The sequence below is a fragment of the Streptomyces sp. NPDC056160 genome (assembly GCF_042268205.1).
Taxonomy (GTDB): Bacteria; Actinomycetota; Actinomycetes; order Streptomycetales; family Streptomycetaceae; genus Streptomyces.
In genome coordinates this window covers 52,037-65,697 of the sequence record NZ_JBHJUW010000038.1, presented here as the reverse complement: position 1 = coordinate 65,697, position 13,661 = coordinate 52,037, and the positions used below count along the sequence as shown (strand labels likewise).

Here is a 13,661-nt window from a genome sequence, read left to right as displayed (position 1 = left end):
ATCGACGTCATCCACCGCGCCATGATCCAAGATCGAGCTACCTGGCAGCACCACATCACCCAACACCAGCTCGCCGCTTGACATAGAAGCGTCAACGGACTGCTACGGCAGTACTTCCCCAAGGGCACCGACCTGTCCGTCCACGACCCCGAACACCTGGCCGCCGTCGCCGACCAGCTCAACCGCCGCCCACGCAAAACGCTCGGCTGGGAAACCCCAGCCGAGCGCCTGCATAAACTGCTCACGGCCTGATCAACACAACCGCGTGTTGCAACGACCGCTAGAAACCGCCTCTCGTGGCCGGCCCCTCGCACATGGTTCAGATGTCGGGAGGTACCGCTGGGCGGATCTCCGCAGCTAGGGCGTCTTTCGAAAGTCCCTCCCCCAGCCTTCGGCCGGGAGGTGCCCCCAGCCCCGCGACGCCTGGCACGCGCGCTCGCCGCATTGTCGGGATCGTCCACGTACGCCCGGTACGAGGACGACCCTCCGCCTTGCGATCGCACGCACCGGACGCCGCGGGGCCCGCCCTCCGGGCGGACGGCGCTACTTTCGAAGCACGCCCTAGCGCCCCTGTTCGTCGCGGCGGCGCTGCCAGCGCTGTTCGATGCGGTCCATCATGGAGCGCTTGGCGCCGACCTGACGGCGGGCGGGCGGGCCACCGGCGGGCTGCTCACCCGGCTTGGGGGCCTTGCGCCAGCCGGTCACGGCCAGCAGCGCGCATCCCAGCATCACCAGGAAGCCGACCACACTCACCCACGGGTACTGGGCGATCACACCTGCCATGAGAAGCGCGATACCTACGAGGAAGCCCGCGACCGCCTGGTAGACCCGCCGCCGGGTGTACGTACGCAGCCCGCTTCCCTCGAGCGCCGACGCGAACTTGGGATCTTCGGCGTACAGCGCTCGCTCCATCTGCTCGAGCATGCGCTGCTCGTGCTCAGAGAGCGGCACGGAGTCCTCCTCATCGTGCAGTCGCCGGGGCGACCTGGGGGTCCCTTCAGGATAGGCAGGGAATCGCCCCCGTGAAACCCGCCCCTCTGCGCCAATTGGCCAACCGGATCCGCCACGGCGAAGCCGACTCGCTGAGGCTTCCATTCCCCGGCGGCCGACCCGTCATGCCGGATGGTCTCCCTCGATCATACGGCGCCCGGACCTGGATCGGGGGGCCTGTGGCACACTCCATGCGCGGCCAGGACACCGGTCGGCGGCCTGCCCCACGGGCCCGCTCAGGCCTCCGCGGCACCCCGGGTCTCGCCGAGCACGTGCAGCTGCGTGGCCACGGAGTGGAACGCCGGCAGTTCGGCCGCCGCCGCCTCCAGCTGGAGCAGCGCGTCCAGCGCCCCGGGCTCGGTGTCCACCAGCACCCCGGGCACGAGGTCCGCGAAGACCCGTACGCCGTGCACCGCGCCGACCGTCAGGCCCGCCTGCCCGACGAGGGCGGTGAGCTGCTCGGCGGTGAAGCGGCGCGGCACGGGGTCGCTCGCGCCCCAGCGCCCGTCCGGGTCGCCGAGGGCCTGCCGGGCCTCCTTGAAGTGGCCGGCCAGCGCCCGTGCCAGCACGGCACCGCCGAGACCGGCGGCGAGCAGGCTGAACACCCCCTCGGCGCGCAGCGCGGCGGCGGCGTTGCGCACGCCCTCGGCCGGGTCGTCGACGTACTCCAGGACGCCGTGGCAGAGCACCGCGTCGTAGCCGCCGCGCTCGACCACGTCGAAGAGGCCGTGCACATCGCCCTGCACGCCGCGCACCCGGTCGGCCACCCCGGCCTCGGCGGCGCGGCGCTCCAGCGCGAAGAGCGCGTTGGGGCTGGGGTCGACGACGGTGACGCGGTGGCCGAGGCGGGCGAGGGGCACGGCGAAGTTGCCGCTGCCGCCGCCGGTGTCGAGGACGTCCAGTGCCGCACGGCCCGTCGCCTTGGCCCGCCGGTCCAGGGCGTCCTGCAGGACCTCCCAGACCACGGCGGTCCGCAGCGAGGCGCGGGAACGCGAGGGGTCGGAGCGCAGCGACGACGTCGGTCGGGAATGGTGGTGGGAGACGGGCGGGCGCATCGGGTCCGACACGGCAGTTGACTCCTCGCGGCGGCACCGCCTCAGGCATGGCGGAGCGATCGGGCTGCCTTCCCGGCCACCTGGAAGACGGGAGGTGGGAAGGCTTCAGGCGGGTTCCACCCTATTGCCTGTACCGCCCGGTCCGCCCCTCGCCTTTGCGGCGCCGCACGGCGGGCCGCGACGGGCGCGGGGCGCCGCACGGGGCGCGGGGGCGCGGCTCAGCCCGCGTCCGGCATGCCGTCGTGGTCCGCCCTGCCGCCGGCCGGGGTGCCACCGCCGGGGCTGCCACCGCCAGGTGTGCCGCCGGGTATGCCAGCGCCACGTGTTCCGTCGGCCCGTGGCCGTGGGCCCCGCTCCGTGTCTGCGGGGCGGGGCGGCGGCAGGACCGGCTGGAGGACCAGCATCCGCTCGACGAGGCGGAGGAACATCGCCACGTCCCGCATCAGGTCGTCGGCGTCCCGGCGGCCTGCGGCACCTTGGATTCCGGCCTCGGCCAGGGCGCGGCGGCGGGCACCCGAGGCGAACAGCGCGCTCCACTCGGTCAGTTCGGGAGCGATCTCCGGAAGCACCTCCCATGCGCTGCGTATCCGCGCGCGCCGCCGGGGGGTCGTCTCCGGGCGGCCACGGGCGGCGAGGACGGCGGCCGCGGTGCGCAGGGCGGCGAGGTGGGCCGTCGCGTAGCGCTCGTTCGGCGTGGGGAGGACGGCGGCCTCTTCGAGCCCGGCGCGGGCCTGGGCGAGCAGGTCGAGGGCGGCCGGCGGTGCCGTGGCCCGGCGGAGCACGGGGTGCACGTTGCTCGCCGGGCCGCTCAGTGAGGGGGCAGGGCCGGTGGCGCGGCGCCGACGGGCGGCGGCTGCGGACGAGTTGGCCATGACGAACCTCCTGTCGTCTGGGTCACGGCACGGGTGCCGTATGTGCCCATCGTGAGGTATGCCACTGACAATCCGTTCTGACCTGGTCTTTTGCCCCGCTCGTCCAGACGGTCGCAGCCCTGCCGCGGTCCGCGTCCGGCGCGGCCGGTGGCGCCGCTCGCCGGGCGGACCGTTCCTGTGACAATCGGGGCCATGGAAAGCAGCAGCGCCACGCCGGGCGGCCGTACCCGCCGCGAGGCCACCCGCCAAAGGCTCTACGAGGCGGCCGTCACGCTCATCGCCGAGCAGGGCTTCTCCGCCACCACGGTGGACGAGATCGCCGAGCGGGCCGGAGTCGCCAAGGGCACGGTCTACTACAACTTCGCGAGCAAGTCGGTCCTCTTCGAGGAGTTGCTGCGGCACGGCGTGGGGCTGCTCACCGCCTCCCTCCGCGAGGCGGCCGAGGGCGCGGCACGGGACGGTGGCGGCCGGGTCGACGCGCTGGACGCCATGATCCGCGCCGGGCTCGTCTTCATCGACCGGTACCCCGCCTTCACGCAGCTGTACGTCGCCGAGCTGTGGCGCACCAACCGGGCCTGGCAGTCCACGCTCATGGTGGTCCGGCAGCAGGCGGTCGCGGTCGTCGAGGGCGTCCTGCGCGAGGGGGTGGCGAGCGGCGAGTTCAGCGAGGAGATCGACGTGCCGCTGACCGCCGCCGCACTGGTGGGCATGGTGCTGGTGGCCGCCCTGGACTGGAAGGCGTTCCAGCCGCAACGGTCGCTGGACGACGTCCACTCCGCGCTGTCCCGGCTCCTGCAGGGCAGGGTGAGCGGCCCGCGCTGAGGCCCGCGCGCGAGCGCCGGGAGCGGCGGAAGCGCCGGTGCGCAACGGCCACGTCCCCCGTGGGCCGTGCCGCACCGGCGCTTTGCCGTACTCCCCCGTCCCCCGTCCCCCGCGCCCCGGTCCAGGGCGGCGCCGTTCCGCCGCCCCGTGTCGGCGGTACCGGCGCCGTGCCCCTTCCCGTGGCTCCACTCTCTCGTCCGCGCGGATCACGCCCCATCCGTGCACGTACTCATCTCGCCGCCTAGGTACAGGTACTCAGTCCTGCGTACGTGTTCCTGGCCACCCGCCCGCCGTCACCGCGAGGCGGCGGAAAGCCGCTGGTCACGGCCCCGCGGCGGGGATTGTCAGTGGTGGTCGATAAAGTCGCGGGCATGGCAGGGATTGCGGTGATCGGCGCCGGGATGGGCGCGCTGGCGGCGGCTGCCCGGCTGGCCGTCGCGGGCCACCGGGTGACGGTGTACGAGCGGACGGAGACGTACGGCGGAGCGGTGCGCCGCTTCGAACGGGACGGCTTCGCCTTCGACACCGGCCCCGGCCTGCTCCCGCTGCCGGCGGTCTACCGCGACCTGTTCGTGAAGACCGGCAAGGAGCCCCTGGAGGACCGCGTCGAGCTGGTCCAGGTCGATCCCGCCGCGCGGCACGTCTTCGCGGACGGCACCGAGGTCTCGCTGCCGAACGCCTCGCGCGCGGGTGTCGTCGCGGCCCTGGACGAGGCGCTCGGCGCGGGCGCCGGGCAGCGCTGGGGCGACTTCCTGGTGCGGGCGCGCGAGGCCTGGGACCGCACCCGCCGGCCGCTCCTCGAAGAACCGCTGTGGCCCAACTGGCCCGTGCTCGCCGAGCGGGAGCCCTATCCGGCGGTCCCGCACAAGCGTCTGCTGCGCACCCGGCGGGCCGGCACGCTCGCCGAGATCGGCGCCTGGGAGCTGCGCGATCCGCGTCTCGCCGCCCTCCTGGAGAGCCACGCGCTCGCGTACGGCCTCGATCCCGGGACCGCTCCGGCGAGCGCCGCGGTGCTGCCGTACATGGAGCACGCCTTCGGCGTCTGGTACGTCCGCGGCGGTCTGCGGGAACTGGCGCGGGCGGTGTACGAGCGGTGCGTGGCCCGCAGGGTCGAGTTCGTCTTCGGCACCGAGGTCGCGGGGATCGTCGAGAAGGACGGCCGCGTGGCGGGCGTGGAGTTCGCCGGCGGGGGCACGGCGGACGCGGAGTACGTGGTGGCCGGTGCGGCGCCCGGGACGCCGAGCGGTTTCGACACCGGGATGGTGGCGCGCGGCGAGGGGGCGGTGCCGCCGCGGCGGGACATGCCGAGCCGGCTGACCGTGCTCCTGGCGCTGCGCGGCGGCCGCCCGGAGGGGACGGCCCACCGGACCGTGGTGCACGCGCTGGACCGCGAGGCCGAGTGGGACGGCCTGTTCGGCACGGCCTCGGGACCGGCCGCGACGGCCCCTACCGTCACGGTGCTGCGTCCCGGAGACCCCAGCCTCGTCCCCGACTCCGCCCACGAGGCGGTCACGCTCACGGCCACCGTCCCGGCGGGCAGGACGGCAGGCGGATCGGCGGATGCCGGCCAGGAGTCCGCGGAAGCGCTGGCCGAGCGGATGATCACCGCCGCCGCCCGCGCCGTGCCGGGACTGCGCGACCGGCTGCTGTGGCACGCGGTGCGCACCCCCGCCGACATCGAGCGGGAGACCGGCGCCGCGGGCGGAGCCGTGCCCGCACCCGCGCTGGCCTCGGCAGGCGGACGGCTGCTGCACCCGGCGAACTCGACCCGGACCGAGGGCCTTTTCACCGTGGGCGGCTGGTCGCACCCCGGGGGCGGGCTGCCGCACGCAGGGATGTCGGGTGCCCTGGTGGCCGGACTCGTCGTGGAGGGACCGGAGTTCCGAGGCTCGCAGTGAGCCCGCCGCGAAAACGGTGAGCCGGATTCCAGGAACGGTGAGCCGGGTTCAGAAACGGTACTGCTCGTCGAAGCCCGCGCCGTGCTGCGCCTGGCCGTGCCCCTGGGCGTTCCCGCCCTGCCCACCGGCGCCCTGCCCGCTGCCCTGGTACGGGTACGTCTGCTCCCCGGGGAGTTCACCGCCGTAGGCGGGATCGTCGCTGCGCTGCTGCGGTACCCACACACCGCCGGCCGGGGTCTCGCCGCCGTAACCGCCCGTGGCGTACGGGTCCTGGGTGCCGTAGCCCTGCTGACCGTAGCCGCCGGTGTAGGCGGCGCCGTCATAGGTCTGGGTCCCGATGTACGGGTCCGAGTAGGCGGCGTACTGCTGCTGGCCCGTGCCGTCGTAGCCGTAACCCTGCTGTCCGTACCCGGAGTAGTCGTACCCGTAGCCCGCGTCGGAGCCCTGGGCGGCGGTCGCGTACGGGTCCGGGGCGGTCCCGTCGGACTGGCCGGGCCGGCCGGGCTCGCCGCCGAAGTCACCGTAGACGCCGTAGGAGCCGGTGTCGTCCGGCAGGGGCTGCGGCGCGTACACGGCGGTGGACTCGGCGGCCGTGGGCTCCAGGGGGCGGACCGGGGTGAAGACGTCGTCCGGCTCGTCGTCGTCGCGTCCGAAGGCCGGGTCCTCGGGCTCGGGCGCGGGACGACCGGGCGCGCCGTCCGGACCGGCCGCTTCGGCGGTCGCGTCGTCGGCGGCTTCGGGCCCGGTGGCGTCGGGGGCCGGGTCCTTGCGGCCGGACCTGCCGCGGCGGCGCTTGGTGCCTTCGGCGGCACTCGGCTGCCTGACCGCCCAGCCCGCGACGAAGCCGCGGCGGAAGGAGAGCGTCACGTAGGTCTGCCCGACCGCGAAGGTGATCGCGCCCAGCGCGATCACCAGAACGGACGGCATGAGGACACCGACCACCACGCAGAGGAAACCGCCGAAGGCGAGCAGCCGCCAGCGCAGGCGCGCCTTGTACTGCAACAGCACTTCACCGAGCAACCACAGCGCGACGATGCCGAACGCGATGTAGAGGACCGCCCAGCCCATGTACGCCCCTCTCCCAGTGGTCGCCCCGCAGTGTGTCGTACAGGGGTGCGACCGGTCTAGGCCCGCGGTGGGTGGTGCAGGCCCAGGTTCTCGTAGATTTCCAGCGTCGCCGTGGAGTTGTTGAGCGTGATGAAGTGCAGCCCGGGCACTCCTTCGGCCAGCAGCCGCGCGCAGAACTCGGTGGCGAACTCGATGCCAATGGAGCGTACAGCGGCCGGATCGTCCTTCGCTGCGAGGATCCGGTCTTTGAGGGCGTCCGGGAAGGCCGCGTTGGTGAGCGACGGGATCCGTGCGAGCGTCTTGGCGCCGGCGATCGGCATGACCTCGGGGATGATGGGTGTCTCACAGCCCGCGGCGGCGACCCGGTCGCGCAGCCGCAGGTAGTCCTCCGGGTGGAAGAACATCTGTGTGATGGCGTAGTCGGCGCCCGCGCGGCACTTGCCGACGAAGTGACGGACGTCGGCGTCCCAGTCGGCGGAGCGCGGGTGCATCGCGGGGAAGGCCGCGACGCCGACGCAGAAGTCCCCGGAGGTCTTGATCAGTTCGACGAGTTCGGCGGCGTACCGCAGGCCGCGGGGGTGCGGCACCCACTCGCCCATCGGGTCGCCGGGCGGGTCGCCGCGCAGGGCCAGCATGTTGCGGATCCCGGCGTCGGCGTACTGCCCGATGATGTTGCGCAGGTCGGCCACGGAGTGGTCGACGGCGGTGAGGTGCGCGATCGGGGTGAGGGTGGTGTCCGACGCGATGGCCTCCGTCGCCTTGACGGTGCCGGCGCGGGTGGAGCCGCCCGCGCCGTAGGTCACGGAGACGAAGTCGGGCGCCACGGCCTCGACCCGGCGCAGCGCGTTCCACAGGTTCCGCTCGCCCTTCGGGGTCTTGGGGGCGTAGAACTCGAACGAATACGTCGTCTTGCCGGTCGCGAGCATGTCGCGGACGGTACGGGCGTGGTCCGACCTGGTGGATGCGGTGCCGAGGGCCATACCCGCAGGTTAGCCAGGGTGTGGCGGTCCCCCAACCGGACGTTGGCGTTTTGCCCGATTTGCCGACTTGTTGTCCACTCCTTGGACAGTTCGCCCCATGGGCCGGCCGGACGGCCCGCACCGCCGGGAGGGCCTGATATGGCTCCCCGCCGAACGGCGGCCCCAAGTTCCCCTACCGCCGGGCCGGTCACGCCTGCCGCAGACGCTTCGCGAACTCCGCCGCCGCCGCGCCGGGGTCGCCGGCCTCGGTGATCGCCCGGACCACGACGACGCGCCGGGCGCCGGCCTCCAGCACCTGGTCCAGGTTGCCGAGGTCGATGCCGCCGATGGCGAACCAGGGCCGGTCGGTGCCGAGGGAGGCGGTGTGGCGGACCAGGTCGAGGCCCGGCGCGTGGCGGCCGGGCTTGGTCGGGGTGGGCCAGCAGGGGCCCGTGCAGAAGTAGTCGACGCCGTCCTGTACGGCCGCGGCGGCGGCCTCGGACTCGGCGTGGGTGGAGCGGCCGATCAGGACGTCGTCGCCGAGTATCGCGCGCGCCGCGGGGACGGGCAGGTCGCCCTGGCCCAGGTGCAGCACGTCCGCGCGGGCGGCGTGGGCGACGTCCGCGCGGTCGTTGACCGCGAGCAGTCTGCCGTGGCGGGCACAGGCGTCGGCGAACACCTCCAGGTGCGCCAGCTCCTCCCCGGCCTCCATGCCCTTGTCGCGCAGTTGCACGATGTCGACGCCGCCCGCGAGGACCGCGTCGAGGAACTCGGGCAGGTCGCCCCGGTCCCGGCGGGCGTCCGTGCACAGGTACAGGCGCGCGTCGGCCAGGCGGGCGCGGGCGGCGGCTGCGGCGGTGTCGGACATACGGGGTCCCCCCTGGGATCGGTTGCGGTGTGTCGATGGCGTACGGGCCACGGCCTTCGGAGGTCCGGGGGCGGTCTCGGGCCGGTCTCTGCCTGCCTCTGCCTGCCTCGGCCGGGAACGACCGCGGCCCGTACGCCGGACGGATGGTTCGGTCCGGGCGGCGGGCGGCCCGGACAGCGGGCCGCCCTGTCAGTGCGCCCGGGGTCAGACGGCGAGCGCCTGGGCGCGGCGCTTCACCTCCGTGCCGCGATTCTCGCTCAGGGCCTGGGCCGGGGTGCCGGGCAGGGTCGGGTCGGGGGTGAAGAGCCACTCGATCATCTCTTCGACCGTGAAGCCGTCGTCCCGCAGGAGCGTCAGGGTCCCGGACAGGCCCTTGACGACCTTGTCCTCGTCGATGAAGGCGGCGGGGACGTGCAGCGCGCGGTTCTCACCACGGCGTACGGCGATGAGCTGGCCCTCCTTGACCAGCTGCCGCACACGCGTCACCTCGACGCCGAGCTTCTCGGCGATGTCGGGCAGGGTCAGCCAGGCGGGGACGAGCGCATCGGTCTTCGCGTCAATCTCGGTCACGGAACCAAGCGTGCCATCTGCCACTGACACTCGGAAGCCGACCCCGCCCACCTGGGCGGAGGCCGTTCGGTGCGGTTCGCTAGGCGGCGGCCGCCTTCAGCGGCCGTGACGGGTCGGCCAGCAGCGCGGGATCCATCGCCGTGCCCGCCTCGATGAGCCGTCTGCCCTGCGCGAGATCCCGCGGCCGGCCTACCGCCAACAGGGCGACCAGGCGGCTGCCGCGCAGCCAGCAGACCGTCCAGGCGGGGCCGGAGGGGTCGCCGCGCCAGACGGTGGTGTCGGCCGAGGTGTGGTGTCCGGCGTACTGCACGAAGCGGCCGAACTGCTCGGACCAGAAGTACGGCACCGGGTCGTAGACGGCCGGGGTCAGGCCGATCACGTTGGCGGCGACCGTACGCGGTCCCTGGAGCGCGTTGTCCCAGTGGTGGACCAGCAGGCGCTCGCCGTACCGGCCCGACGGGAAGGAGGCGCAGTCGCCGACCGCGTACACGTCCGCCGCACCGGCGCGCAGGTGGTCGTCGGCGAGCACTTCTCCGCGCTCGCCCAGCTCGATGCCGGAGCCCGCCAGCCAGGCGGTCGCGGGGCGGGCGCCGATGCCGACGACGACAGCGCCCGCGGGCAGGCGTGCCCCGTCGTCGAGCACGACCGCGCCGGGCTCGACGCGCGCCACGCGCGCGTGGGTGCGCAGCTCGGTACCGCTGTCGGCGTACCAGGCGGTCATCGGGGCAGCCACTTCGGCGGGCAGGACGCCCGCCAGCGGCCGGTCGGCGGCCTCCACGACCGTCACGGCGCAGCCCGCCTCGCGCGCGGCCGTGGCGAACTCGGCGCCGATCCAGCCCGCGCCGACCACGACGACGTCGTGCTGCTCGGCGAGGACCGGCCGCAGCCGTTCGGCGTCGTCCAGGGTGCGCAGCAGGTGCACGCCCGGGACGTCCTCGGCGCCGGGCAGCCGCATCGGCTCCGCGCCCGTGGCGAGGACCAGCACGTCGTACGGGACGGGTCCCTCGGAGGTGTCGAGCACATGGGCTTCGGGACGGACGGCCAGGGCCTCGCAGCCGAGCCGCAGCTCCAGGCCGAGCGCCTCGAAGTCGACGTCGAAGGCGGACCCCTCGGCCTTGCCGAGCAGGACGGCCTTGGACAGCGGTGGCCGGTCGTAGGGCTGGTGGGGTTCGGCGCCGATCAGGACGACGGTGCCGGTGAAGCCCTGCTCGCGCAGGGCGACCGCGGTCTGCACGCCGGCCATGCCCGCGCCGACGACGACCACGCGCCGCGGCTGGGCGGTGCCCTGTTCCTGCGTCTGCTCGCTCACCTGATCACCATAGTCACCTGACGTTTTGTCAGTCAGGGGGCGTGCGGAGTGACGTGCTCCACAACGCCCGCCGCCGCCCCGTCCCCCGGGGCCACGCCCGTGAACGCCGCGGCCGCCGACGCCATGCCCGCGGACGTCACCCGCCCACCTGTTCCACCACGCTCGTGCCGCTCCCGGCCTGCGACTCCCACTCCCACGTCTCCTCCAGCCGCACCCGTCCGTCGGGGAGTTCGACCACCGTCGAGACGCAGTGCCCCGAGGATGTGGTGCCGTCGTGCTTGAGCTGGACGTACCGGAAGTCGAGCCGGTCGCCCGCCCGGGTGCCCACCAGATGACCGCGGACGACGTCACCGCCCGCGTACTCGGCCCAGATCTCACCGCCCCGCTCGTGGTAGGTGAAGCGGGTGCGGGTCCCCACCTGGCCGGGGGCCTGGTCGGCGACGGGGGCGAGGACGAGACCGTCCAGCGAGGGCGGCATACAGGAGGCTCCCTTACAAAAGCGCTGCTCCAGGGGCTAGGGTGGCCACCGTACAAGCACTCGCGGGAGCCCGGACGCACCGGGCTGAGAGGGAGGCTGGCGGCCTCCGACCGTACGAACCTGATCCGGGTCATGCCGGCGAAGGGAGGGGCTGGACGCCCATGTCGTTGCCACGTACGTCAGACGTCCTCGTCGTCGGGGGCGGGATCATCGGGCTCGTGACCGCCTGGCGCGCGGCCCGCAGCGGGCTGGCCACGGCCGTGGTGGATCCCGAGCCGGGCGGCGGTGCCGCGCAGGTGGCGGCCGGGATGCTGGCCGCCGTCACGGAACTGCACTACGGCGAGGAGACGCTGCTCGGGCTGAACCTGGCCTCGGCCCGCCGCTACCCGGACTTCGCGGCCGAGCTGACCGAGCTGACCGGCCTCGACCTCGGATACCGCAGGTGCGGGACGCTCGCCGTGGCGCTGGACGCCGACGACCGCGCCCACCTGCGGGAGCTGCACGCCCTGCAACAGCGCTCCGGCCTGGAGTCGGAATGGCTGTCGGGCCGTGAGTGCCGGCGCCTGGAGCCGATGCTGGCGCCGGGCGTGCGCGGCGGGCTCCGGGTGGACGGCGACCACCAGATCGACCCGCGGCGGCTGGCTGCCGCCCTGGTGGCCGCCTGCGAGCGCACCGGCGTCCTCTTCCACCGCACGTGGGCCGAGCGGCTCACCGTCGAGCGGGAGCGGGCCACGGGCTGCGTGCTGCGCGAAGGCACCGCGCTCGGCGCCGAGCAGGTGGTGCTGGCCGCCGGCAGCCTCAGCGGACGCCTCGCGGGGGTCCCGGACGAGCTGCTGCCGCCGGTGCGGCCGGTGAAGGGGCAGGTGCTGCGGCTGACCGTGCCGAAGCGGTACGCGCCGTTCCTGAGCCGCACGGTGCGGGCCGTGGTGCGCGGCGGCCACCTCTACCTGGTGCCGCGGCTCAGCGGCGAGCTGGTCGTCGGGGCCACCAGCGAGGAGCTGGGCTGGGACACCACGGTGACGGCGGGCGGCGTCTACGAGCTGCTGCGCGACGCGCACGAGCTGGTGCCCGGCATCACCGAGCTGCCGCTGACCGAGACCCGGGCCGGGCTGCGCCCCGGCTCCCCCGACAACGCGCCGCTGCTCGGCCCGACCGGTCTGGACGGGCTGCTCGTGGCGACCGGCCACTACCGCAACGGCGTGCTGCTCACGCCGGTCACCGGTGACGTCATGGCCCACGTGCTGACGACCGGCGAGCTGCCGGACGAGGCCCGCCCCTTCACCCCGCGGCGCTTTCGCGCCGCCGCCCTCACGGAGCAGTCCGCATGACCCTCCCCGTCCGCATCTCCGTCAACGGCGAGCCGCGCGAGTTCGCGCCCGGCACAGCCCTGGACACCGTCGTGCGGGCCCTGACCGCGGCGCCCTCCGGGGTGGCCGCCGCCCTCAACGAGACCGTCGTCCCGCGCGACCGGTGGCCCGCCACCGCCCTGACCGAGGGCGACCGCGTCGAGATCCTCACCGCCGTCCAAGGAGGCTGACCCATGGCCGACGACCCCTTCGTCCTCGGTGGTACGTCCTTCACGTCCCGGCTGATCATGGGCACCGGCGGGGCGCCCAGCCTGGACGTCCTCGAACGGTCGCTGGTGGCCTCCGGCACGGAGCTGACCACGGTCGCGATGCGCCGGGTGGACCCTTCCGTGCACGGCTCCGTGCTGTCCGTGCTGGAAGAGCTCGGCATCCGGGTGCTGCCCAACACCGCGGGCTGCTTCACGGCCGGCGAGGCGGTCCTCACCGCCCGCCTCGCCCGGGAGGCGCTCGGCACCGACCTGGTCAAACTGGAGGTCATCGCCGACGAGCGCACGCTGCTGCCCGACCCCATCGAACTGCTGGACGCGGCGGAGACGCTGGTCGACGACGGCTTCACGGTGCTGCCGTACACCAACGACGACCCCGTACTCGCCCGGAAGCTGGAGGACGTCGGCTGCGCCGCGATCATGCCGCTGGGCTCGCCGATCGGGTCCGGGCTCGGGATCCGCAACCCGCACAACTTCCAGCTGATCGTGGAGCACGCGCGCGTGCCGGTGATCCTGGACGCGGGCGCCGGCACGGCCTCGGACGCGGCGCTGGCCATGGAGCTGGGCTGCGCGGGCGTGATGCTCGCCTCGGCGGTGACGCGGGCGCAGGAACCGGCGCTCATGGCCGAGGCGATGCGGCACGCGGTGACGGCCGGCCGCCTGGCCCGGCTGGCGGGCCGCATCCCCCGGCGGCACTTCGCCCAGGCGTCCTCCCCGGCGGACGGCCTGGCCGACCTGGACCCGGAACGCCCGGCCTTCTGAAGCGGGGCGGGGCCGGCGTCCGAAATCCGGCCGGGCCCACGTGCGTACCCGGCCCGACCCCGTGTCCGAAGCCCGGCCGAGGGCACGTGGGCGACCGGAGCGAGCCCGCCCGCGCAACCGGGCCGAGCCCACGCGTGAAGACGGACGCGCCCCTGTCCGGAGCGCGGCCGGGGCGCGTCCGTACCCCGACCGAGCCCGCGCCCTGCCCAGCCGAGGGAGCGCGAGGTTCCGGAGCGAGCACACCTCGGAACGGGAGCGGTCCCGGGTCCGGAGCCCGGCCGAGGGAGCGCGAGGTCTCGGAGCGAGCACGCCCGCCGAACCGGGGGCCGAGCCCACGCACGAAGCCAGGCCGAGGCCACTGGGGGGCCCGGTGGGGCTCCCGCGGCCCCTGGTGGGCCACCCGTAGGCCCCCGGCCGGGCCGCCCGTGATCCCCGCC

Annotated in this window: 14 protein-coding genes, 1 pseudogene and 1 riboswitch; of the genes and pseudogenes, 6 read left to right on the top strand and 9 right to left on the bottom strand. The window is 74.4% G+C overall.

Features of this window, described 5'->3' with window-relative positions:
• Window positions 1-81: 81 nt before the first annotated feature.
• Window positions 82-252: pseudogene (locus tag ACFC02_RS16730) on the top strand (transposase); the annotation flags it as partial.
• 309 nt (window positions 253-561) lie between these two features.
• Here the strand turns inward: ACFC02_RS16730 and ACFC02_RS16725 are convergent.
• The 3 genes from ACFC02_RS16725 to ACFC02_RS16715 all read right to left on the bottom strand — a co-directional run bounded on the left by ACFC02_RS16725 (window position 562) and on the right by ACFC02_RS16715 (window position 2,917).
• The gene (locus tag ACFC02_RS16725) at window positions 562-951 is read right to left on the bottom strand and encodes a DUF3040 domain-containing protein (RefSeq protein WP_360963012.1); all 390 of its coding nucleotides are present in this window, start codon (window positions 949-951) and stop codon (window positions 562-564) included.
• A 275-nt stretch (window positions 952-1,226) separates the two neighbouring features.
• Window positions 1,227-2,057, bottom strand: coding sequence for a class I SAM-dependent methyltransferase (locus tag ACFC02_RS16720; RefSeq protein ID WP_376357162.1), 831 nt, complete (start codon window positions 2,055-2,057; stop codon window positions 1,227-1,229).
• A 206-nt stretch (window positions 2,058-2,263) separates the two neighbouring features.
• Window positions 2,264-2,917, bottom strand: coding sequence for an SAV_6107 family HEPN domain-containing protein (locus ACFC02_RS16715; RefSeq protein ID WP_376357160.1), 654 nt, complete (start codon window positions 2,915-2,917; stop codon window positions 2,264-2,266).
• Window positions 2,918-3,109: 192 nt separating this feature from the next.
• On the opposite strand from ACFC02_RS16715, the gene ACFC02_RS16710 reads away from it, so the two are divergent.
• The gene (locus ACFC02_RS16710; RefSeq protein ID WP_376357158.1) at window positions 3,110-3,739 is read left to right on the top strand and encodes a TetR/AcrR family transcriptional regulator; all 630 of its coding nucleotides are present in this window, start codon (window positions 3,110-3,112) and stop codon (window positions 3,737-3,739) included.
• Window positions 3,740-4,110: 371 nt separating this feature from the next.
• The gene (locus ACFC02_RS16705) at window positions 4,111-5,637 is read left to right on the top strand and encodes a phytoene desaturase family protein (RefSeq protein ID WP_376357156.1); all 1,527 of its coding nucleotides are present in this window, start codon (window positions 4,111-4,113) and stop codon (window positions 5,635-5,637) included.
• A 48-nt stretch (window positions 5,638-5,685) separates the two neighbouring features.
• Here ACFC02_RS16705 and ACFC02_RS16700 read toward each other — a convergent pair whose 3' ends face one another.
• The 6 genes from ACFC02_RS16700 to ACFC02_RS16675 form a co-directional block, all read right to left on the bottom strand.
• Window positions 5,686-6,705, bottom strand: coding sequence for a hypothetical protein (locus ACFC02_RS16700; RefSeq protein ID WP_376357154.1), 1,020 nt, complete (start codon window positions 6,703-6,705; stop codon window positions 5,686-5,688).
• Window positions 6,706-6,761: 56 nt separating this feature from the next.
• A complete protein-coding gene (gene metF / locus ACFC02_RS16695) occupies window positions 6,762-7,685 on the bottom strand; it encodes a methylenetetrahydrofolate reductase [NAD(P)H] (protein ID WP_376357152.1) in 924 nt (307 codons plus the stop codon).
• 187 nt (window positions 7,686-7,872) lie between these two features.
• Window positions 7,873-8,532 (bottom strand): thiamine phosphate synthase, encoded by a 660-nt coding sequence (gene thiE, locus ACFC02_RS16690; protein WP_376357151.1) that lies wholly within the window; start codon window positions 8,530-8,532, stop codon window positions 7,873-7,875.
• 204 nt (window positions 8,533-8,736) lie between these two features.
• Window positions 8,737-9,102, bottom strand: a complete 366-nt coding sequence (locus ACFC02_RS16685) for an Rv2175c family DNA-binding protein (protein ID WP_360963036.1) — start codon at window positions 9,100-9,102, stop codon at window positions 8,737-8,739.
• 79 nt (window positions 9,103-9,181) lie between these two features.
• A complete protein-coding gene (locus tag ACFC02_RS16680; RefSeq protein ID WP_376357149.1) occupies window positions 9,182-10,411 on the bottom strand; it encodes an NAD(P)/FAD-dependent oxidoreductase in 1,230 nt (409 codons plus the stop codon).
• Window positions 10,412-10,547: 136 nt separating this feature from the next.
• Window positions 10,548-10,889, bottom strand: a complete 342-nt coding sequence (locus ACFC02_RS16675) for a hypothetical protein (protein ID WP_376357147.1) — start codon at window positions 10,887-10,889, stop codon at window positions 10,548-10,550.
• 52 nt (window positions 10,890-10,941) lie between these two features.
• A riboswitch (TPP riboswitch) is annotated at window positions 10,942-11,053 on the top strand.
• On the opposite strand from ACFC02_RS16675, the gene thiO reads away from it, so the two are divergent.
• The 3 genes from thiO (at window position 11,051) to ACFC02_RS16660 (ending at window position 13,224) form a co-directional block, all read left to right on the top strand.
• Entirely contained in the window at window positions 11,051-12,217 is a 1,167-nt protein-coding gene (gene thiO / locus ACFC02_RS16670; RefSeq protein ID WP_376357145.1) for a glycine oxidase ThiO, read from the top strand. It overlaps the preceding riboswitch by 3 nt.
• Complete coding sequence (gene thiS, locus ACFC02_RS16665) at window positions 12,214-12,426, top strand: sulfur carrier protein ThiS (protein WP_360963051.1); 213 nt, start codon at window positions 12,214-12,216, stop codon at window positions 12,424-12,426. The genes thiO and thiS overlap by 4 nt, the downstream gene beginning before the upstream one ends.
• A 3-nt stretch (window positions 12,427-12,429) precedes the next feature.
• Window positions 12,430-13,224 (top strand): thiazole synthase, encoded by a 795-nt coding sequence (locus ACFC02_RS16660; RefSeq protein ID WP_376357142.1) that lies wholly within the window; start codon window positions 12,430-12,432, stop codon window positions 13,222-13,224.
• Window positions 13,225-13,661 lie beyond the last annotated feature (437 nt).